Source organism: Roseburia inulinivorans DSM 16841 (genome assembly GCF_000174195.1).
GTDB lineage: Bacteria > Bacillota > Clostridia > Lachnospirales > Lachnospiraceae > Roseburia > Roseburia inulinivorans.
Genome location: NZ_ACFY01000098.1, coordinates 1 through 21,881, shown reverse-complemented (window position 1 = coordinate 21,881; position 21,881 = coordinate 1). Strand labels below are relative to the sequence as shown.

Below are 21,881 nucleotides of genomic sequence, written 5' to 3'. Positions count from 1 at the left end.
TTTTTTTGGGTATATTCATTGTGCAATGAGAAATTTTTCATATATCTTTTGATTACTTTTAAATATTTAGTCAATACATTCTTTCAGCAGAATCTGACTTTCCATTAAAATTTCCTTCTGTGGTATTTTTTTTTGAGGAAAAATACTGGAATAAGACGTTGACCGACTGATAGCCCTGATCTTTGGGAGCCTGTAAGATAGCTGCATCAATCAGCCCAGATTTTAATGCAGCCTTTGTTTCAGCAGAAAAATCGTAAAAAACAGCTTTTACAGGGCGATCTAATTCAGTTAGTACAGAAAGTGCGATGGATGAGTCCCCATTGAAAATTATATGGTCAACTTCGGGGTGTATGGTCAGCTCTTCACGTACTAAGGAAAGATTTTTGACTGGATTATTTGTCAGTTCAATAACTCCAGTTAAAGACAGGGTAGTACTAGCCTCTGTAAAATAAGATTCAAAGCCCTGTTTTCTTGAGTTATTTCCAAACATTGCAGAAGATGGGAAAAAAGCCATTACATGTCCGTTGCCACCGGATATTAACTGTAACAATCTTGCACCGATTCGTCCGGAACGATAATAATCACAGTGAATAGAGCTGAGGGGAGCAATTCGGTTTAGATAAGCGGTTAAAAAGACAACCGGGATATTATCCTTATTGAGCTGGCGGATTTTTTTCGAAATACATGGATCATTGATTGGTACGATGATGATGGCGTTAGCTCCATTTTCAATCGCTTTTTCAATATTAGAAAGCTGCATGGATGCATCAAAGTCATCACAAGGATAGATGTCGACAGACATCCCATAATCACGGATTTCTTTTTCCGCTTTTTTACTCCTTTTAATACTTCATTAAAAAAATTACATTTCCTGTGATATGCAGAATAACTGCAATTTTATAGTTCCGGCTTCGATTCACGAGTCCGGAAGCAATTTTATTCGGATGATAATCCATTTCTTTTGCAAGATCTTTAATGTGCTGCGCAACTTGTGGATTTACACGTCCTCTGTCTTTTAAAGCACGGTCTACCGTTCCGATAGAAACACCAGCAGCTGCTGCGATATCTTTTAAAGTTGTCATATAGGTACCTCGATCTGTCTGAACAAAGACTACTGTTTATGGTTGAATCATTTTTGTAACAAAGCAACGCGGAATGATTCAGTAATTATAGTTATTATAACAACAGTACTGCATAATTTACAGATGTAAAAAGAAAAATACACTGTTAGTTCAGATATAAATAAAGTATTGCACATCTTTTTTTGCCTTACAAGTACAAATGATTGGTTGAAATACATAAAAAAAGAAAATAAAATTTGTTGAAAATGGCAAAAAAGCATAATAATATAAAAAATAGAGTTTGTTTTATTGACATTTTTATAAAAATGCGTTATTAATAAATCACAAGATGCGTTAACGTTAACGCAAGTAAATGAATAAACTATCACAAGACATATTGGGAGGAAAAAAGATGAAAAAAAGAATGTTTGCAGCTTTATTGGCAGTATCAATGATGATCGGAATGACAGCCTGTGGTTCAGACAACAGCAGTGCGGGAAACAGTGCTTCCGGAAGCTCTACAGAGACAGCCAAAAGTGATAATGCAGGATCAGACAGCAGCTATGATGTTTTAAATGTCGGAACGATGGCATTAACCTGTGGTATCCCGGTTTTATATGCAGAGGAGCAGGGCTACTTCAAAGATGCAGGATTAAATGTCAACATTGAGATTTTTGCAACAGGCGCTCCAATCAACGAGGCAATTGCTGCAAACCAGATTGATGTCGCTGTTTCGGGATTCGCTTCTGTTTACTCTCTTGCGAATGCAGATTGTAGCTGGGTTGCAGATGTGAACACAACTGGTGGTATGGGATTATATGCACGTTCCGATTCCGATATTGCACAGTGTGCCGAAGAGAATGGATTGATAGGAAGTGCAGACACATTAAAAGGAATTCAGATTTTAGAGCCTCTTGGAACTGCAGTCCAGTATATGACAGAATCTTATGCAGAAAAATATGGATTAACACCAAATGATATCAATCAGGTTAATATGGAATATGCCTCTGCATACCAGGCATTTACAACAGGCGAAGGTGATGCAATGGCGGCAAATCCACCATATTCTTACCAGTTAGAGGAAGAGGGTTACACCAAATTATGTTCCTTTGAGGATGCGACCGGAGTCAATATGTGTGACGGCTGTTTTGTAAGAAATAAAGTCATCGCAGAACGCTCCGAAGAGATCCAGTTATTTGTAGACTGCCTTGTAAAAGCAATGGATGATTTACAGGATGATGATTTAAGAAGTGAGTATACAAGAAAAGTTTATGACGAAAATGCAATTTCCTGTTCCGATTCCGATCTTGCACATGAGATCGCTGACAGACAGTATGTTGGTACAGAAGCAATGAAACAGTCCGATTATGTTCTTGGACAGGCATGGGTAGCAATCACAGATTTCCTTGTAGAAGCAGAGAAGATTACAGCAGAGAATGCACCGAATGTAGCTGCTTCCATCAATGCAGAATATGTATCAAAAACAGTAGGAACAGAAATTAAGTCTGAATAAGAAACGTTCATGGAGTGATAAAAATGAAGAAACAAAAAAGTTATATATGGATATTGTCAATCCTGTCTGTTATTGGTTTTGTAGGAATCTGGTGGTTTTGCTGTGATGTGTTAAAACTCACAAGCTCATCTACACTTCCTGGACCTGTGACAGTGATAAAAACTTTTATTGCAAAATTAAGCAGTTCGGCACCGGATGGTGCCACACTGCCACAGCACATAGGTTCCTCTTTAAAAATCGCATTAGGAGGCTGGGCACTTGGAGTTGTGATCGGCACACCACTTGGAATTTGTATGGCATGGTATAAAAAAGTAGACTTGTTCGCAAGACCGATTTTCGACCTGCTTCGTCCAGTTCCGGGACTAGCATGGATTCCACTTATGATCATTTTATTCGGAATTGGAATCACTCCGAAGATCGTAACGGTTTTTCTTTCTGCATTTGTTCCATGTGTCTTAAATTCTTACACGGGAATCCGTCAGACAAAAGATGTGCATCTCTGGGTAGGACAGACGTTCGGCGCAAGCGATACACAGATGCTGCTAAATATCGCAATTCCGACGGCTTTACCGATGATTATGACGGGAATCAGGGTTGCACTGGGAGCAGCGTGGACCTGCATTGTAGCAGCCGAGATGCTTGCATCTACCAAGGGACTTGGATATATGATCCAGCAGGCAAGAGGAATTTACAGACCGGATATCATTATCTGTGGTATGATCGCCATCGGTGCAATAGGGGCTGTTTTTTCGGGAATTCTTTCCTTGATTGAGAATAAGATCGTGAAAGGAGTGCGCAGAGATGGTTAAGAATTTTAATAAGAAAGCAAAAAATTATGAAAAAACAATCTGTGCAGCGATTTCTATACTGGCATTCTTAGTGATCTGGCAGCTTGTTGTCAGCTTTACTAAGGCTGGAATGGTTTTGGCAGGACCGATCGAAACATTAAGTATGTTTGTGATTTCCATTGTAAAACCACTCGGAACGCATACGATTGAGGGTCATATTTTATGGAGCTTAAGCCGTGTATTAGTTGGATTTATCATTGGTTCCGTACTCGGGATTGTACTTGGTATTTTAATGGGCTGGTTCAAACCAATGTCTGCACTGTTCCGTCCAATCTTTGAAATTTTAAGACCAATCCCGCCAATCGCCTGGATTCCGTTATCTATTGTATGGTTTGGACTCGGAGAGTCTTCTAAATATTTTTTGATCATGTATTCAGCGTTTTGTGCAGTGACTATGAATGCTTATTCCGGTGTTCGAAGTGTAGATCCGGAACTTATCGGAGCTGCCAAAATGCTTGGAGCAAATAATAGACAGGTATTTACGACAATCGTTCTTCCATCCTGTGTACCACAGATTTTTTGCAGGTTTACAGATTGCAGTCGGAACGTCCTGGGCAACCGTTGTTGCAGCCGAGATGGTGCGTTCTTCCGAGGGTGTTGGCTGGGTGATCATCCGTGGACAGGACAGTAACAGTACTGTACAGATCCTTGTCGGAATCGTAGCAATCGGAATCGTCGGTTATATTCTTGCAGTTACTATGAGAGCCATCGAATCAAGACTTTGCAAATGGAGTGTGAGAGGGAAATGAGTAAAGAAATTATTGTATGTAAAAATATGGATAAAACCTTTGAAACTTCCAGAGGTGCTGTGCATGTAATCGAGGATGTTACGTTGAATGTACATGAGAACGAACTGCTGGTTCTGTTTGGACCAGGACAGTGTGGGAAATCGACGATGATCAATTGCATGTCAGGGCTTGAGCCGGTTACAGAGGGAAGCGTCGAAGTAAATGGGAAAAAGGTTATAAAACCGGGACCAGACCGCGGTGTTGTATACCAGCGAATGGCACTTTTTCCATGGCTTACTGTTATGGGAAATGTGGAATATGGCCCGAAAATGCGAGGAGTGCCAAAGAAAGAGCGACGAGAGAGGGCACAGCATTATATTGAACTGGTAGGATTAAAAGGGTTTGAAAATTCGTATCCAAATCAGTTATCTGGAGGGATGCAACAGCGTGTAGGTATTGCAAGGGCATACTGCAACGAACCGGATGTTTTGTTTATGGATGAGCCATTTGGACATCTGGATGCTCAGACACGATATCTGATGCAGGAAGACCTGATGAAGATCTGGGAAAAGGAAAAGAGAACGATTGTCTTCGTAACGAACAATATTGAGGAAGCAATTTACTTAGCAGACCGTATTATTGTTATGACAAACTGTCCGACAAAAATCAAAAAAGAATATAAGATCGATCTTCCAAGACCAAGAAACTATGTAGACGAAGAATTTTTGAAATTACGAGAGGAAATAAGTACAGTTGTTGACAAGGCACTGTAGGAGGGAGAAAACATGGAGAAACAGGATATTATTTTACATGTAGACCATATGACAAAGTGCTTTGGAGATCTTAAGGTATTAAATGATATTTCTTTTGATGTGCACAGAGGCGAGTTTTTATGTATCGTAGGACCGACTGGCTGTGGAAAAACGACCTTTTTAAACTGTATCACAGGGCTTTATGACCTGACAGGTGGGCAGATTCTTGTAAATGGCGAACTGGTTGACACGAAAAAGCACAATATTGCCTATATTTTTCAGGAATATTCAACGATGTCCTGGCTGACAGTAGAAGAAAATGTAGCTTTCGGGTTGAAAATGAAAAGGATGCCAAAAGATGTTATTAAAAAAGAAGTTGCAGAAGTACTCGAAATGGTAGGACTGACAAAGTATAAGGATTATTACCCGGTCGAGCTGTCCACAAGTATGCTTCAGCGTGTTGTAATCGCAAGGGCATTTGCAGTAAAACCAGATATTCTTCTGATGGATGAACCGTATGGTCAGCTTGATGTTGAATTGCGTTTCCGTTTGGAAGACGAACTGATTAAACTTTGGCAGAAACTTGGAACGACAGTTATTTTTATTACGCATAATATAGAAGAAGCAGTTTACTTAAGTGAGAATATTCTTGTTCTTACAAATAAACCAACAAGTATTAAACATAAACTGGAAAATACATTGCCAAGACCAAGAAATGTTGTAGAACCAGCATTTATTGACCTGAGAAATCAGGTGACAGAGCTGATTAAATGGTGGTAGAGGAGGAATGATATGAAAGCAGTAATGCTAATGTTTGATTCTTTAAACCGTGAAATGCTGGAACCGTATGGATGTGACTGGGTTAAAACACCGAATTTCAGACGTCTGGCAGAGCATAGCGTCTGCTTTGACCAGTGTTATGCAGGCAGCCTTCCATGTATGCCGGCTAGAAGGGAACTCCAGACAGGAAGATATAATATGCTGCACAGAAGCTGGGGACCGATGGAGCCTTTTGATGATTCCATGCCGGAACTTTTAAAAAATAACAATATTTATACACATCTGATCTCTGATCATGTGCATTATTGGGAAGACGGTGGTGCAACATATCATTACAGATATAATTCATGGGAAAATATCCGTGGACAGGAGGGGGATATGTGGAAATGTCTTCCTGAATTGTTCGCACCATGCGATGAGAGCAAATTACAGAACAAAGATGGTGTTTATTTCCATGCAACACAGAATTTACAGCGACATGATGCCGTAAACCGTAAGTTCATGAAGACAGAAGAAGATACAGCGCTTGCAAAAACAATTCATGGCGGACTGGAATTTATTGATACAAACCATGATTGTGACCGTTGGTTTTTACAGATCGAATGCTTTGATCCACATGAGCCGTTCTATGTGCCGAAGGACTGGAAAACAGAGTACGAAGATGATTATGAGAATCCGGGAAAAGACTGGCCGCCATATCATCATGTGACCGAGGAAGAAAGTCTTGCAAGACATTATAGATACAAATATGCGGAGCTTTTAGAACTGTGTGACAAATATCTTGGAAAGCTCTTAGACAAGTTTGATGAGCTGGATCTGTGGAAAGATACGATGCTGATCGTAAATACCGATCACGGATATTTGCTGGGGGAACATGGCTGGTGGAGCAAAGTAGTTATGCCTTGTTATGACGAGATTGCGCATATTCCGCTTTTTATCCATGATCCGAGATTTGCAGCAGACGGTCAGCGTAGAAAAGAAATCGTGCAGACGATTGATCTTCCTGCAACAGTATTGGAGTTTTTCAATGTCGGATTGCCGAAGAATATGCAGGGAAGACCAATTCGTACTGTGATCGAGAAGGACGAAAAAATCCGGGATTATGCATTATTTGGAATTCACGGTGCGCATGTTAATATTTATGATGGAAAATATATTTATATGAAAGCGCCAGTTTCTGAAAAAAATACTCCTTTGTATGAATATACGCTGATGCCGATGCATATGAGAAATATGTTCTCACCTGCAGAATTAGAGAAGGCAGAGGCAGTAAGTGGAAATTGTTTTAATTTCACCAAGGGTTGCCCTGTCTGGAAGATTCCAAAAGGAAACGGAAATGGTTCGAAAGATTTCAGTGATCTTTTAATTAATGGAAAAGACAGCGAAGAAGCAAAACATATTGATAATAACAGTATGGTCAATGCTGCCAATTTTGGTGATAAGTTATTTGATATGGAAAAAGATCCGAAGCAGACGACCGTATTAGAAGATAACGCAATCGAAGCCTATATGGCGAATCTCCTCCAAAAAGCCATGAAAGAAAACGACTGCCCGATGGAGCAATTCGAACGTATCGGTATTTCTGGCACAGAGGTAATCAGGGAAGAGGACATTCACCTTTTACATAAGAAGGAAAAAGAGGCACTGCAACCTTCAATCCTGAAAAATCTTGCATGGAGCAAAGGAGCGATAAATACCTATCAGGCATTGATGAAATTTATTCCGGCATCAGACAAAGAACATGTGCGTGAGGTACTTGAGACAAAAATCCCGACGAAAATCACGGAAGAAAAAATTATTCCGAACAATATTTTAGATATTATTCCAGATGTAATTCCTGAGGAATATGTGGATATGGTGGAGTATTTTGTTGGATTGTCGGGCAGGACGGAGTAAAAAAGTATAAATACTGGTTGCATTATTATATACTTTATGTATATAACAAATATAGGAACGAAAGTTCCACTTCATCAAGATGAGTCCTGTGACGGTAAAGACAGGACGGAAAAATAAAAACTGACCGAGTGATGAAGCTTTAGGCGGGAGGTGTGATGCCTCCCGCATTCTTGTATCATATCTGACAATACTCATTTTTTATCCCCAGGAGAAACATGCATTTACCCGAAACTGACTATCAGATTTTAAAACTAACAGACCAATTTTATCAGGCATACCTCTTCAAAGGAACAAGCCGTTCTTCAACTCTTCCATATTTCCACAAACAATTAGGCCTTGAGCATAAAATCTAAAAAATACTTCATACTCTTCGTCAGATATTTTTTCTGATGATAGATAAAATAGTAATATCTTTTGAATTCTGCATCTGTAACATGGATCTCCAATAATTTCCCCGAAGTAATATAATCGAGCGCCTGCGCTTTAGGCAGGAATAAGACACCCTGACCGTGCAGACAAAATTCCAGCAGGGCTTGTGTACTGACACTTTCCAGACTGATTTTTGGCTGGATTCCGTACTGATGGAACCGTTTATCTAGCATGTCGCGGCATCCGCTTCCTGGCTCACGGACAAGAAGTGGTATTTTTTCAAAGTCCTGTATGGAAAGCTCCGGCGAAAGCTGCCGGAAGGAATCTGATTTATCATGTGTATGATGGCTATGCAAAAAAGTAGAAGAAAAGGCAGGAAGAAAAGAAAAATTAGGGCTGCATAAAGCAACCATGGATTCTTCTTTGATCAGAGTCTGTCGTATTCCTGCATGGGAGCTTAAGTTGTCTACGATAGCAAAGTCTAGTTCATTATGAAGAAGACAGTCTTCAATATGACTTGAATTCTGTATCATGGTAAAAAGAGGGATCTCCGGGTGGATCGACTGGAAATCGGAAATAATCTTCGGCAGATAATTGGCTCCAAAAGAAACATTACTGCCGATCCGAATACGCGTGGAAGCAGCAATATCCTGTAAGATATCTCTGGATTCTTCAAATTGTGTCAGGATCGAGTCAGCGTAGCCGCGCAGATATTCCCCGGCATTCGTGATATAAAGCCTTCGGTTCATGCGCTCAAACAGTTTAACCTGATAAAAGGCTTCTAATTCGCGGATGGCATTGCTGACAGCAGGCTGTGCCATATTCAGATTTTTTGCAGCCTCTGTGATGCTTTCCATGCGGCATACTTCAGCGAAAATGCGCAGATGCTTTAAAGTCATTTTTGGTTCCTCCTTAGGATGCAGATGTATAAAATGTAGGCTATAGAAGAAGCGAGTTGCATTAAGTTTGAATAATGAAATAAATAACAAAATACATAATGGAATTATTATGTATTTTATAATAACATAATAATAGCTTTATTGAAATGAATTTGTTAGAATAATATAGGTTTTTATAGTTGGCTATTTAGAAACTTTCAAAAAGTAAATTTAATTGTGAAAAATAAATAAAAGCAGACGAAGACATTGAGGAACGGCCGGTTCTTAGAAGGCAGCGTCAGCTGGCTTCTTAGTACCGTTGCCAGTGACGCATAGCGGGAGCGTGTCTTCGTTGATTTTATTTATTTTTCACAATTATCATAAATTAAATTACTTATAAATAGCCTGATCATTACAAAAAGAGGAGAAAGAAAATGCTTATTTATCTTGTATTTCTGATCGTATGCTTTGGCGCATCGATCGTAGGTGCTATCTGTGGAATCGGTGGTGGAGTGATCATCAAACCGGTTCTTGATTCTTTTGGGGTGTTGGATGTAACTGCCATCAGCTTCTTATCCGGATGTACGGTTCTTTCCATGACGACCTATTCCGTATTGAAGAATAAAATCAGCGGGGAATCACATGTTACAATGAAAACAGGATTTCCACTGGCAATCGGAGCAGCAGTTGGCGGATTGATCGGAAAATGGCTGTTTTCCTATGTAAAATCTTTAAGCAGTGATCCAAACAAGGTTGGAGCTGTGCAGGCATTATGCCTTTTGATCGTTACACTTGGAACTTTGATCTATACCATTTATAAGGCAAAAATCAAGACCTATGAAGTCGACAGTGCAATTGTTTGTGTACTGATCGGTATTTTCCTTGGAATTATGTCTTCTTTCCTCGGAATAGGTGGAGGACCGATCAACCTGGTTGTTTTGTTCTTCTTCTTTTCCATGTCAACAAAGCTTGCAGCAGAGAATTCCTTATATATTATTTTCTTTTCACAGATCGCAAGCCTGATCTCTACGATCGTGACAGGAAGTGTTCCGGATTTTCAGATCGGTGTGCTGGTACTTATGGTTGCAGGTGGAATTGCAGGTGGAATCTGTGGACGTGCGATCAATAAAAAAATCGATGAGAAGACAGTGGATAAGCTGTTTATCGCATTAATGGTCTTAATGATCGTGATCAATATTTATAATATTTACAAATTTATGTAAAAAAGCAGACAGAGGAGGTATTTATGCCGCCAATTAGTGTTTTGATGAAACCATCCTCAGGGATGTGCAATATGAAATGTGACTATTGCTTTTACTGTGATGAAACACAGAAACGAATCCAGGAATCTTACGGATTTATGTCAGAGCAGACTCTAAAAAATGTGGTCCGGAAGACAATGCTGCGTGCAGAAGGAGCAGTCAGTTACGCTTTTCAGGGAGGCGAGCCGACACTCCGGGGACTGGAATTTTTTGAAAAAGTAGTTGCATTTGAAAAACAATATAATAAAAACGGAATCCGCGTGAATAACGCGCTTCAGACAAATGGGTATCTGATCGATGAGGCATGGTGCAGATTTTTTAAGGAAAATCATTTCCTGGTTGGACTGTCTGTCGACGGAACAAAAGAAATCCATGATACGTATCGCCACAGTAAAAATGGCGGGCCGACATTTGACAGAGTCTGCCATGCAGCGGAGCTGATGGATACTTATGGTGTGGAATATAATATTCTGACTGTAGTAAACCAAAAAGTAGCGTCAGAAATTGCAAAGATTTATGAGTTTTATAAAAAACAGGGATGGCATTATCAGCAGTATATTGCCTGCCTTGATCCGTTAGAGGAAGCACATGGAGAAAATGAGTATGCACTTGAGCCAAAACAGTATGGAAGATTTCTGATTGAGCTTTTTGAATTATGGTATGCGGACTGGAAGAACGGAACACAGCCATATATCCGGCAGTTTGAAAATTATGTCGGTATCCTTTTAGGGTATCAGCCGGAAGCCTGCGATCAGCGGGGAATCTGTGGGATCCAGAATGTCGTGGAAGCAGACGGAAGTGTGTATCCATGTGATTTTTATATGTTAGATGAATATCGTCTTGGTAATTTTAATGCAAATCAGATGGAAGAGATCAATGCAAAAAGAAAAGAGATCGGATTTATCGAGCGGTCGCTGCAGTTAAAAGAATCCTGCAAATCCTGTCCGTATTTTACAATCTGCCGCGGTGGATGCCAGAGAAACCGGGATTATGACCAGGTATCCGGAATGTATGAAAATTATTTTTGCAAAAGCTATGAGATGTTTTTTGATGCGTGCCTGCCGAAAATGAAAGAGATGGCGGAGACATTGAAGCGAAGATAGTTTTGTTATTATTTCACAAAAACTACCACCAAAATATGGAATATCTGTCAATTGAAAAATCTATATTTTGGTGGTAATTTAAATACAGAAATTGAAAACGTTTACAAAATAAGATTGGAGTACCAACAGTTTATGAATGCATCGATCCATGATGTAGCAAAAAGAGCAGGTGTTTCCATAGCAACCGTTTCCAGAGTTGTGAACAATTCTGCCGGAGTGAAAGAAAGCAAGGTTGCCGCAGTGAAGGAAGCGCTGGAGTATTATGATTATCAGCCAAGTCAGTTTGGCAGAGGACTTGTAACAGGCACTTCCAAAATGATTGGTGTTTATTCACCATTAGCAGGTGGAAGCATGTTTGAAAGTGGATATATGCTAGAGTGCCTGCGGGGAATTGATAATATTATCAGAGAAAGTTCTTATAGTCTCTTGCTGATGAATGAATCTGTTTCTTATGAGAAAAGCGAAAAAGCAAAGCCAAAATTCATAGAGTATGTAAACCAGAAAAAAATAGACGGATTGATCGTACTGACGATTCCATCTGATGGAAGGCTGGAAGGCGCGTTAAGTGCGATTATTGAAGATGATTTTCCAGTGGGCTATATTGGGAAAAGATTTGGTGAGAAAGGCATGAATGTGTATGCCAGCTATGAAGAATATATGATGGATGGTATCCGGAGACTTTATGAGAAAGGACACCGGGAAATTGCTTTTCTTCCAATGAAAAGCAGAAGTGCTACGAACCAGAAGATTAAAAGCAAAGCAGAGATAAAGTATTCCGGATTAAAGGTGAATATCACAGACACTACATCGGATATTGACATAGAGTTTTTAAGAGATATTTTAGAGTATATGATGGAAGAAGAATTAGTTACAGCAATGATCGTAGAAGATTTGCGATTGCTGGCTAAAGTACAGAGTATATTATCTACCATGGGAAAGCAGATAGGAAATGATATTTCTGTAATCTGTGTTGAGCATGTAAAAAATGAAGGGGCTAAAATGCTTCCGAAAATTGATTGCTACTATGTGCCGGCATTACAGTTAGGTGAAACGATTGCTACAGAATTACTTGATAACCTTACCGGGAAAAAAACAAAAGAGATTTCCAAAAGGTTTATGCCGGAGTATATAGAAAGAGGATCTGTAAAAGAAATAGAATGATAGAATCTATCCTGGTGGAAGATGAAAGTAGCATGTTATTTTCCACCGGAAAGCTGCCTGAGAAACAGGTATTTTTATGTAATAGGAAATTCCTTGGAATTCCCTATTACATAAAAAGGCACTAACGTGCCAATGATGCGCACTCGCGCGAAGATGTAGGTTGTCGCAAGCAACCGCGCTCGGCGCGAGCATGTGCAAGGCACAAGCTTTATTTTTTTGATAACTTTGAAAACGTTTACAGAAAAATAAATATATGAAAATTGAAAAATTTTCAAACAGGATAAGTATATGAAATCACCAGATTTTTATATAAATGAAGACACAAAAAGGAGAGGAGAAATTTATGAAAGCAATTATGGTAATGTATGATTCACTGAATCGCGAAATGCTGGAATCATACGGCTGCAACTGGACTAAAACACCGAATTTTAAAAGACTTGCAGAAAAATGTGTACAGTTTGAACAGTGCTATGTAGGAAGCATGCCATGTATGCCTGCAAGAAGGGAGCTCCAGACAGGAAGGATTAATTTCTTCCACAGAAGCTGGGGTCCAATGGAACCGTTTGATGATTCCATGCCGGAAATTCTTAAGAAAGGAGGAGTTTACACACACTTGGTCAGTGATCATCAGCATTACTGGGAGGACGGTGGAGCAACTTATCACAACCGCTATTCCTCATGGGAGATTGCGAGAGGTCAGGAGGGCGATAACTGGAAAGCAGATGTAGCACATGCTTATGAAAAAGGTGCCGGAACTGTTTTTGAAAATAAGAAAGTGATGTTAGAGTATCCACTCTATGCAAGAATGATGGCACAGGATCGGATCAACAGAGCGGAGATGAACACTGAGGAAAAGACCTCTCAGGCAGTCACTTTTGCAAATGGCTTGGAATTCATCGAGAGAAACCATGGCGAAGACAACTGGTTCTTACAGATTGAGACCTTCGATCCACATGAGCCGTTCTATACTTTGCCGAAGGATAAAGAGCTTTACCCACATCATTTTGAAGGGGATGCAGCGATGGAAGCCGACTGGCCACCATATGCACCGACTGTGGAATCTGAAAATACAATTGAACATGTCAGATATAATTATGCAGCTTTAGTCAGCAAATGTGACCGTTATCTTGGAAAAGTGTTAGATGTGATGGATAAATACAATCTGTGGGAAGACACTATGCTGATCGTAAATACAGATCATGGTTTTTTACTTGGAGAACATGGCTGGTGGGGAAAGACAAGCATGCCAATTTACAATGAAATTGCACATACACCGCTATTCATCTATGATCCAAGACGTGCGGATCTGGCAGGAGAAAAACGTAATTCTATCGTTCAGACAATTGATCTTGCACCGACACTTCTTGAATATTTTGGAATGGAAATCCCGAAAGATATGGAAGGAAAACCATTAAAACAGGTGATGGATGATGATACACCGATTCGTGAATATGCAGTATTTGGTTATCATGGAAGTCAGGTGGATGTCACAGATGGCAGATATGTTTATATGCATGCAGCAGACCATCAGGGAGAAAAGGTATATGAATATACATTAATGCCAACTCATATGCGTCAGATGTTCCAGCCAGAGGAATTGCAGAATATCGAACTTGCCGGACCATTTTCTTTTACAAAAGGATGTAAGGTCATGAAAATTGAAAAAAAAGATATGATGGGAGACACGACATCTTTTGGAAACATGTTATTTGATTTAAATGAAGATCCAACGCAGAATACACAGATTCATGATGAAGCGGTGGAAATGCGCATGAAGGGTTACATAAGAGAATACATGGAGAAAAACGATGCACCAAAAGAGTTGTATAAGAGACTGGGGTTATAAAAAATAAATCAAAAGATGGTAGAAACCATGGTGAAAGGGGCAAATTATGAATCAGAAATATGAAAAAGCAAAATTTAGTGATGTTTTTAAATATTCATTTGGAGGATTAGGTTCTAACCTGGCATTCTTCCTTGTAATGTCATTTCTGACATTCTTCTACACAGATATTTTCGGAATCAGCTCTTATGTGGTTGCGACCTTAATGCTGATATCAAGATTTATTGATGCATTTACAGACCCGATCATGGGTATGCTTGGTGATAACACAAGAAGTAAAATGGGAAAATATCGTCCATGGATCATTTTTGGAGCACCGGTACTTGGTGTGCTGATTTTCTTATTATTTACTGCACCAGAGATGTCACCAACGATGAAAGTCGTATATGCTTATGTGATTTACATTTTATATTCATTAGCATCTACAGTAGTAAATATTCCTTATCATGCATTGACACCAGTTCTTTCTGAGGATCCTCAGCAGAGAACAGAGATTGTTGCATGGAAACAGGGAATGGGAACAGTTTCCCAGTTTGTCATCACAATTCTTGCACTGCCATTGGTAGAACTTTTCGGTGGTGGAAAACAGGGCTGGGCACTCTATGGTGCACTGATTGGCATCATGACAACCGTTTCCTTCTGGATCTGTGCATGGGGTGGTAAAAAATATGATAAAGTTGATGTAGAAGTAAAAAAAGAGAAATTCAATTTAAAAGAGAACTTACAGCTTCTAGCATGTAATAAACCAATGCTTATGCTGATGATCGCATTCGGTACAGATGTACTTGCAAACGCTACATACAGTGCAGTAAATATGTATTACTTCAAATATGTCCTTGGAAGAGAAGATTTAGTATCACCTGTTGCAACTGCAATTTTAGTAGGAAGTATCATTTCTATTCCATTACTTCCACCACTTACCAAATTAATTGGTAAAAAGAGATTATACTGGTTTGGAAGCTTATTATCCATCCTGCCACTTGCTGTTATGTGGATCAAACCTACTGCACCGGTTATTGTACTTATGAGTATGATGGGAGCATTTGGATTTGTATCAAAACTTCCAGGCAATCTTGGCTGGGCAATGCTACCGGAATGTTCGGATTATGCAGAATGGAAATTTGGAAAACGTGGAGATGGTTTATTATCTTCTTCTTTAACATTCATCAATAAATTCGGTATGGCAATCGGTGGATTCATTGCAAGCTTTTTCCTTGGATTAGTTGGATTCGTGGCAAATCAGGATCAGACACCAGCGGTTATCAATATGATCGTATTCTTAAGATTCGGGATGCCAATCTTAGGATATATCGCATCCTTAATTTCCATGTACTTCTATGAGATCACAGATCAGAAGTATGAAGAGATCCGCAGGGACTTAGATGCAAGACATCAGAAATAAATCATACATAAATTTGCCGGAAGAACTTCTTTAGAAAAGGAAAATTTTCCGGCAAATCTTGACTTAAAAAGAAAAATAAACCAAAATAAAAATAATTGGATTACAGGGAGGAGATATCTATATGGCAGAAATTTTCGCATCGAAAACAGCTGAGATTGAAGAGAGAGAAGTTATAAATGCGCAGATTTCCAGAAAACTTGCAGGGGAATGCATGGTACTTCTGGAAAACGATGGAGCTTTACCAATTCATACAAAAAAAGTGGCGCTTTTCGGAAATGGAGCGCGTGCGACAATCAAAGGCGGTACGGGATCGGGAGATGTAAACACAAGAAATAATGTAAACATTGAACAGGGATTTCAAAATGCCGGAATTGAGGTTATGACAACCGCATGGTTAGACAGACAGGAGCAGAATACCAGCGCTGCGAAAGCAGCTTATGTGCAGTGGATGAAGGAGGAAGCAGCAAGAAAACAGACATCTGAACTTGCAGTAATGTTTGACCACCCTTACAAAGAACCGGACTGCGAGATTATCACGATCAATGACATTGATGTGTCAGAGACAGATACTGCGGTATATGTGATCGCTAGAAATTCCGGGGAAGGAGCAGACCGGTTTGATGAGGAAGGGGATTACAGATTATATCCACACGAAAGAGGAAACATTCATCTGCTTGCTGAGGTATATGATAAACTGATTGTTGTATTAAATATTGGCGGAGTTATGGATCTTTCGGAAATGAGATCAATAGCGGGAGTCAATGCAATTCTCTTGATGAGTCAGCTAGGAAATCTTGGTGGAGATGCACTTCTGGATGTGTTGACCGGAAAAGTAAATCCATCAGGAAAGACAACAGATACATGGGCAGAAAATTATATGGATTATCCATCTTCCGCAAAATTCAGTCATAATGAGAGTGTACATGATGAAATGTACGAAGATGGTATCTATGTTGGATATCGTTATTTTGACAGCTTTGGTGTGAAACCACTGTACTGTTTCGGATATGGAAAATCTTATACTGATTTTGAGATAAAAGCTGGAAAGATAAGTGTGGAAGGGAATGAAATTCAGATTCCTGTAACTGTAAAAAATATAGGAAAAATTTATGCCGGAAAAGAGGTTGTTCAGGTATATTATAGTGCAGCCGGCGGAGTAATGGAAAAGCCATATCAGGAGCTGGCAGCGTACCAAAAAACAAAATTGCTGGCACCGGGTGAAACAGAAGAGATTGTCTTAAAGTATCAGGCAGAACAGATGGCGTCTTATTCAGAAAAAGAAGCAGCATGGATATTGGAAAAAGGTGACTATATTATCCGGGTTGGAAATAGCTCGGCTTCTACAAAAGTTGCAGGAGTTATAGAAGTCTGTGAAGATATACAAACATTAAAGGCAAAAAATTTGTTTGCACTGGATGTCGCACTGAATGAGATTCATCCGGATGCTGTAAAATTGGAAGAAAAGAAAAAGAAGCCGCCAGTTATCAGGCAGAAAAATAATCTTTGACACAACAGCTATTGCACAAAAAACGGTTGTTTATCAGGGAATGCGGAAGGAATACCATACAGATAAGACAGATAAAATTACCATGCAGGATCTTCTTTCAGAAAAAGCAACAGTAGAAGAATTAGTGGCGCAGCTTTCAACGGAAGAACTTGCAGAATTTTGTGTGGGTACTTTGCGTGCTGACGGAGGGGAAGTTGTTGGAAATGCATCTTACACTGTACCTGGAGCAGCAGGAGACACCTCTTCTGTATGCAAAGAATCAAGAGGAATCAAGAATATGATACTTGCAGATGGTCCTGCCGGACTTCGCTTGCAGCCACATTTTAAGACGAAAAAGGATGGAACACTTCTTCCAGGTGGAGAGGTGATGGGGGATGCATACACACCATTTAATCCAAATATCGATGAGAAGGAAGTGGATAATTATTATCAGTATTGTACTGCAATTCCAATTGGCTGGGCACTGGCACAGTCATGGAACACAGAACTTGTAGAAAAGGCTGGAGATATGGTTGGTTCAGAAATGGAACAATTTCATGTAGATCTGTGGCTTGCACCAGCGTTAAATATTCACAGAAATCCGCTTTGCGGACGTAACTTTGAATATTATTCCGAAGACCCATATGTTTCCGGTAAAATTGCGGCAGCAATGACAAAAGGAGTACAGAAGCACAGGGGCAAGGGAACAACGATCAAGCATTTTGCGGTGAATAATCAGGAAGATAACCGTTACTTTGTCAATGCACATGTAAGTGAGCGGGCACTTCGTGAAATTTATCTGAAGGGATTTGAAATTGCAGTGCGTGAAGCACAGCCATTATCCATCATGACTTCGTACAACCTGTTAAACGGTATCCATACAGCAAACAGCCATGATCTGATCCAGGGAATGGCAAGAGACGAATGGGGATTTAAAGGAGTAGTGATGACCGATTGGTTCACCTCACAGGATATGCCGATGATTACCGGAAAATTCAAACCAGCTTATCCAATCTCAGCATCTACCGGCTGTATTTATGCAGGCAATGACATCCAGATGCCAGGATGCCAGAAAAATGTCGATGATATTGTAGAAGCGGTTAAAACGGGAAAAGAGATTGATGGATATAAAATCACGAAAGCAGATTTACAGTTTAATGCGGCAAATGTAATCAGAGTTGTTGCCAGGACAATGTAAGGAAAAGCAAATACACATTTTTATGGATAAAACTCTCCGGAAAGACAGATAATATAAAACTGTTTTTCCGGAAGAATCTGTGAAATAAGTTGAATTATACATAGAATATGTTACAATAATACCACTCAATGAGTGGTATTATTTTTAGGGGGAATTATGGGAGAACAGTATACGATAGCAGAAAGAATGAAACAATTGAGAAATATCACCGGATTTAACAGGGCAGAGTTTGCGAGACAGCAGGGAATTCCATTGCGGACTATAGAGGAGTGGGAAGCTGGAAGAAGAAAAATGCCGGAATATGTATTGCGTCTTTTAGCTTATAAAATACAGTTAGAGAGCAGTAAGAAAGATCAGAGAATTCATATTATTCAGGATGAAAATAATAAAAGCATTGTGTTGATAAATGATATAAGATTTAAATCAAGGCGAAACATTGACTGGAATGAAATTGAGGAATATTTAAAGGAGTATATTGGAAACACATATGAGATTCTGGAAACATGCGAAAAAATCTATATTGGTAACGATTTTCCAGATGAATTTTGCCATTCCAAAGATAAAATCAGGTTGAAGGGGGCTAATGAAAAAGCGAAAGCAAAGAAAGGCTGGTATCGTTATGATACAAGATTTGGCATACCAAAATATGATGAAAATGGAGAACTTGAAGGATATCATATATATTCTGCAAAAATGCTTGTAAGAAGAGATGAGGATGGAAAATTATATTTATATGATTTTGTGCGCACAAAAAAAGAAACGAGCAGCCCGCTTAGGCAATGAGTCATACGGTTGTAAACTTCGTTTCTTCATAAAGACTATATGCGAATTTGGGTAAAATGTCAATCACTTTTTCCATTCAGCTGAGAAACTTTTTCAAAGCAAACTCATGAGAAAAAATTTGCCTTGGAGACATTGACATAAAATTATCAATGCGATATATTGGGTATGATAAATGTTGACATGGAAACAAAACGAGGTGGAGCTATGAAAGAACAACAACGTTTGTTACAGGAAATCGCTCTTATGTTAGAGCATCAGGATATGCTTTCAAAATTGACAGAAAGCCAGTGTCTCGATGAGTATGGTTATTCGGAGACACATTGTATTGATAATATTGGACGTCTGGAACTGCCAAATGTCACCAAAATTGCAGAACAGATGCAGATGACACGTGGTGCGATCAGCAAGATGACGAAAAAACTTCTTGCAAAAGGTCTGATCGAAAAATACACGTTGGAGACAAATAAAAAGAAGTATATTTTAAATTGACTGAGCGTGGCAAGGTTCTTTTTAAGGAACATGAAAAACGTCATAAGCAGTGGGAGAAGCGTGACATGCAGTTTTTGTCCCGTTATTCCAAAGAGGAGACAGACACGATTTTAAAGTTCATGCAGGAATTTAATGTTTATCTGGATGAACAGATCGAGCAATATATCACAGACGGCAGGGAAAGTACTGAATCCAGATAGCAGCAGGATAAGACTATAGGAAAATACATGGCGAAAGGCGGCAGAATTTATGGAAAAGAAACCATTTGTAACAAAGGAACAGTTAGATGAGATCGTGAAAAAATATCCGACACCATTTCATTTATATGATGAAAAGGGAATCCGTGAGAATGCGGAAGCAGTGAAAGAGGCGTTTGCATGGAATCCGGGCTTCCGCGAATATTTTGCGGTAAAGGCAACTCCAAATCCATTTATTTTAAACATTTTAAAAGAGTACGACTGCGGATGCGACTGTTCTTCTTTAACCGAGCTGATGTTAGCAGATTCCCAGGGATTTGACGGACAGCATATCATGTTTTCCTCCAACGATACACCGGCGGAAGAATTTGCATTTGCGGATGAACTTGGTGCCATCATTAATCTGGATGATTTTACACACATTGACTTTTTAGAGCAGACAATCGGACATATCCCGGAGACCATCAGCTGCCGTTACAATCCGGGCGGTGTATTTAAAATGAGCAATGGGATCATGGATAACCCGGGAGATGCAAAATACGGATTTACCCATGAACAGATCATTGAAGGATTTAAAATTTTAAAAGAAAAAGGTGCAAAATACTTTGGTATCCATGCATTTTTAGCGAGCAATACCGTTACGAATGAATACTATCCAAAGCTGGCGCATCAGCTGTTTGAACTTGTGGTGGAACTTCGGGACAAGACAGGCTGCGATATTAAATTTATCAACCTTTCCGGTGGTGTGGGAATCCCTTACCGCCCGGATCAGATACCAAATGATATCCGTGTGATCGGAGAGGGTGTCAGAGAAGCGTTTGAGGAAATCTTAGTTCCTGCAGGACTTGGCGATATTTCCATTTATTCGGAAATGGGACGTTTCATGTTAGGACCTTATGGCTGTCTTGTGACAAAAGCAATCCATGAGAAACACACTTACAAAGAGTACATTGGTGTGGATGCCTGCGCTGCAAACCTTATGCGCCCGGCAATTTATGGAGCATATCATCATATCACAGTCATGGGAAAAGAAAATGAACCGTGCGACCACAAATACGACGTGACAGGTTCTCTTTGTGAAAACTGTGACAAATTTGCGATTGACCGCATGCTTCCGAAGATTGATATGGGTGATCTGCTCGTGATCCATGACACAGGAGCACACGGATTTTCCATGGGTTACAATTATAACGGCAGACTCCGCTCCGCAGAAATCCTGCTAAAAGAAGATGGCTCCACACAGCTCATCCGTCGTGCAGAGACACCGGATGATTATTTTGCAACATTTGACTGTTTCGATATTTTGAAAAATATGAAGCATCCGGAAAAATAGAAGATTTACGAACTGCCTTGCAGGATAAAAAAATTGAAAGGTCGAAAACTTGTGTATTGATAAAACTTTATTTGATCATACAAAAAATAAAATTGTAGGAAGCCAGAGAATGCGGCAGGGAATCGGTACATTATCCGAAAAAACAGTGCATGCAGTCATGAAGAATTATTATGCACCGGACACGGATATGCATGAGATCCCGATTGAAAATTTTGTGGCAGACATCTACACCGGGCAGGAGATCATCGAGATCCAGACAAGGGCATTTAATAAAATGCGGCGAAAGCTTGACGCTTTTCTGCCACTATATCCGGTCACGATCGTTTATCCAATTCCCCATATCAAGTGGCTGTCGTGGATTGACGAGGAAACCGGGGAGACTTCACCGAAACGCAAGTCACCAAAGACCGGAAATCCCTATATGGCATTTATTGAGCTCTATAAGATCCGCCCTTATTTATCAAATCCGAATCTGCATTTAAAACTGGCGCTGCTTGATATGGAGGAGTACCGCCTTTTAAATGGATGGAGCAGGGATAAGAAAAAGGGAAGTGAGCGGTACGACCGCATTCCGGTAAAGTTTGCAGAGGAAGTCTGTATCGACCGAAGGGAAGATTACATGCAGTTTGTTCCATATGATTTGCCGGAACAATTTACTGCAAAAGATTTTGCAAAGCACGCCAAAATCCCGGTGCGGCTTGCGCAGACCGTTCTTCTGATCTTAACAGACCTTGAAATCGTCGTTCGGGTTGGAAAACAAGGCAAGAGTTATCTGTATGAAGTAAATGAATAAAAAACT

22 protein-coding genes are annotated in these 21,881 nt (G+C 39.7%); 19 read left to right on the top strand and 3 right to left on the bottom strand.

Annotation, left to right across the window (positions count from 1 at the left end; translation table 11 throughout):
• Nucleotides 1-70: 70 nt before the first annotated feature.
• Nucleotides 71-847: a sugar ABC transporter substrate-binding protein gene (locus ROSEINA2194_RS11670; RefSeq protein ID WP_289844243.1), complete on the bottom strand. Its 777-nt coding sequence runs from the start codon at nucleotides 845-847 to the stop codon at nucleotides 71-73.
• The gene (locus ROSEINA2194_RS11665) at nucleotides 843-1,082 is read right to left on the bottom strand and encodes a LacI family DNA-binding transcriptional regulator (protein WP_007887178.1); all 240 of its coding nucleotides are present in this window, start codon (nucleotides 1,080-1,082) and stop codon (nucleotides 843-845) included. Before ROSEINA2194_RS11665 ends, ROSEINA2194_RS11670 begins: the two co-directional genes overlap by 5 nt.
• Before the next feature lie 391 nt (nucleotides 1,083-1,473).
• Between ROSEINA2194_RS11665 and ROSEINA2194_RS11660 the strand changes: the two genes are divergently transcribed.
• From ROSEINA2194_RS11660 to ROSEINA2194_RS11635, 7 genes are read left to right on the top strand one after another with little or no spacing between them, the layout of a single operon-like run.
• Complete coding sequence (locus tag ROSEINA2194_RS11660; protein WP_021923828.1) at nucleotides 1,474-2,574, top strand: ABC transporter substrate-binding protein; 1,101 nt, start codon at nucleotides 1,474-1,476, stop codon at nucleotides 2,572-2,574.
• A 23-nt stretch (nucleotides 2,575-2,597) separates the two neighbouring features.
• Entirely contained in the window at nucleotides 2,598-3,383 is a 786-nt protein-coding gene (locus ROSEINA2194_RS11655; RefSeq protein ID WP_007887169.1) for an ABC transporter permease, read from the top strand.
• Nucleotides 3,376-4,053: an ABC transporter permease gene (locus ROSEINA2194_RS11650; protein WP_007887168.1), complete on the top strand. Its 678-nt coding sequence runs from the start codon at nucleotides 3,376-3,378 to the stop codon at nucleotides 4,051-4,053. The genes ROSEINA2194_RS11655 and ROSEINA2194_RS11650 overlap by 8 nt, the downstream gene beginning before the upstream one ends.
• The gene (locus tag ROSEINA2194_RS23025; protein ID WP_007887165.1) at nucleotides 4,028-4,171 is read left to right on the top strand and encodes a hypothetical protein; all 144 of its coding nucleotides are present in this window, start codon (nucleotides 4,028-4,030) and stop codon (nucleotides 4,169-4,171) included. The genes ROSEINA2194_RS11650 and ROSEINA2194_RS23025 overlap by 26 nt, the downstream gene beginning before the upstream one ends.
• Entirely contained in the window at nucleotides 4,150-4,923 is a 774-nt protein-coding gene (locus tag ROSEINA2194_RS11645; protein WP_007887163.1) for an ABC transporter ATP-binding protein, read from the top strand. Before ROSEINA2194_RS23025 ends, ROSEINA2194_RS11645 begins: the two co-directional genes overlap by 22 nt.
• A gap of 12 nt (nucleotides 4,924-4,935) precedes the next feature.
• Nucleotides 4,936-5,682, top strand: a complete 747-nt coding sequence (locus ROSEINA2194_RS11640) for an ABC transporter ATP-binding protein (RefSeq protein ID WP_007887161.1) — start codon at nucleotides 4,936-4,938, stop codon at nucleotides 5,680-5,682.
• Nucleotides 5,683-5,694: 12 nt separating this feature from the next.
• Nucleotides 5,695-7,578: a sulfatase gene (locus tag ROSEINA2194_RS11635; RefSeq protein ID WP_007887159.1), complete on the top strand. Its 1,884-nt coding sequence runs from the start codon at nucleotides 5,695-5,697 to the stop codon at nucleotides 7,576-7,578.
• Nucleotides 7,579-7,907: 329 nt separating this feature from the next.
• Here the strand turns inward: ROSEINA2194_RS11635 and ROSEINA2194_RS11630 are convergent, their stop codons facing one another.
• Nucleotides 7,908-8,846 (bottom strand): LysR family transcriptional regulator, encoded by a 939-nt coding sequence (locus ROSEINA2194_RS11630; protein ID WP_007887157.1) that lies wholly within the window; start codon nucleotides 8,844-8,846, stop codon nucleotides 7,908-7,910.
• A gap of 413 nt (nucleotides 8,847-9,259) precedes the next feature.
• Here ROSEINA2194_RS11630 and ROSEINA2194_RS11625 point away from each other — a divergent pair, with 413 nt between their 5' ends.
• From ROSEINA2194_RS11625 to ROSEINA2194_RS11575, 12 genes are all read left to right on the top strand, one after another.
• Nucleotides 9,260-10,048, top strand: coding sequence for a sulfite exporter TauE/SafE family protein (locus tag ROSEINA2194_RS11625; protein ID WP_007887155.1), 789 nt, complete (start codon nucleotides 9,260-9,262; stop codon nucleotides 10,046-10,048).
• A 23-nt stretch (nucleotides 10,049-10,071) separates the two neighbouring features.
• Nucleotides 10,072-11,190: an anaerobic sulfatase maturase gene (locus ROSEINA2194_RS11620; RefSeq protein WP_021923825.1), complete on the top strand. Its 1,119-nt coding sequence runs from the start codon at nucleotides 10,072-10,074 to the stop codon at nucleotides 11,188-11,190.
• Between the two features lie 132 nt (nucleotides 11,191-11,322).
• Entirely contained in the window at nucleotides 11,323-12,351 is a 1,029-nt protein-coding gene (locus ROSEINA2194_RS11615) for a LacI family DNA-binding transcriptional regulator (protein ID WP_021923824.1), read from the top strand.
• Between the two features lie 343 nt (nucleotides 12,352-12,694).
• Entirely contained in the window at nucleotides 12,695-14,197 is a 1,503-nt protein-coding gene (locus ROSEINA2194_RS11610; RefSeq protein ID WP_021923823.1) for a sulfatase, read from the top strand.
• A gap of 46 nt (nucleotides 14,198-14,243) precedes the next feature.
• Nucleotides 14,244-15,596 carry an MFS transporter gene (locus ROSEINA2194_RS11605; protein ID WP_007887147.1) on the top strand — a complete coding sequence of 451 codons (1,353 nt, stop codon included), beginning with the start codon at nucleotides 14,244-14,246 and terminating at the stop codon, nucleotides 15,594-15,596.
• Nucleotides 15,597-15,717: 121 nt separating this feature from the next.
• On the top strand, nucleotides 15,718-17,103 hold the full coding sequence (locus ROSEINA2194_RS21170) for a glycoside hydrolase family 3 C-terminal domain-containing protein (protein WP_007887146.1): 1,386 nt from the start codon (nucleotides 15,718-15,720) through the stop codon (nucleotides 17,101-17,103).
• A 40-nt stretch (nucleotides 17,104-17,143) separates the two neighbouring features.
• Complete coding sequence (locus tag ROSEINA2194_RS21165) at nucleotides 17,144-18,280, top strand: glycoside hydrolase family 3 protein (RefSeq protein ID WP_007887145.1); 1,137 nt, start codon at nucleotides 17,144-17,146, stop codon at nucleotides 18,278-18,280.
• A gap of 156 nt (nucleotides 18,281-18,436) precedes the next feature.
• Nucleotides 18,437-19,063 (top strand): helix-turn-helix domain-containing protein, encoded by a 627-nt coding sequence (locus tag ROSEINA2194_RS11590; protein WP_007887143.1) that lies wholly within the window; start codon nucleotides 18,437-18,439, stop codon nucleotides 19,061-19,063.
• A gap of 204 nt (nucleotides 19,064-19,267) precedes the next feature.
• Nucleotides 19,268-19,552: a MarR family transcriptional regulator gene (locus ROSEINA2194_RS22100; RefSeq protein WP_252832617.1), complete on the top strand. Its 285-nt coding sequence runs from the start codon at nucleotides 19,268-19,270 to the stop codon at nucleotides 19,550-19,552.
• Nucleotides 19,549-19,752 carry a hypothetical protein gene (locus ROSEINA2194_RS22095; RefSeq protein ID WP_007887131.1) on the top strand — a complete coding sequence of 68 codons (204 nt, stop codon included), beginning with the start codon at nucleotides 19,549-19,551 and terminating at the stop codon, nucleotides 19,750-19,752. Before ROSEINA2194_RS22100 ends, ROSEINA2194_RS22095 begins: the two co-directional genes overlap by 4 nt.
• Before the next feature lie 49 nt (nucleotides 19,753-19,801).
• The gene (locus tag ROSEINA2194_RS11580) at nucleotides 19,802-21,082 is read left to right on the top strand and encodes a diaminopimelate decarboxylase (protein WP_007887124.1); all 1,281 of its coding nucleotides are present in this window, start codon (nucleotides 19,802-19,804) and stop codon (nucleotides 21,080-21,082) included.
• 109 nt (nucleotides 21,083-21,191) lie between these two features.
• The gene (locus ROSEINA2194_RS11575; protein WP_007887123.1) at nucleotides 21,192-21,875 is read left to right on the top strand and encodes a DUF8091 domain-containing protein; all 684 of its coding nucleotides are present in this window, start codon (nucleotides 21,192-21,194) and stop codon (nucleotides 21,873-21,875) included.
• Nucleotides 21,876-21,881 lie beyond the last annotated feature (6 nt).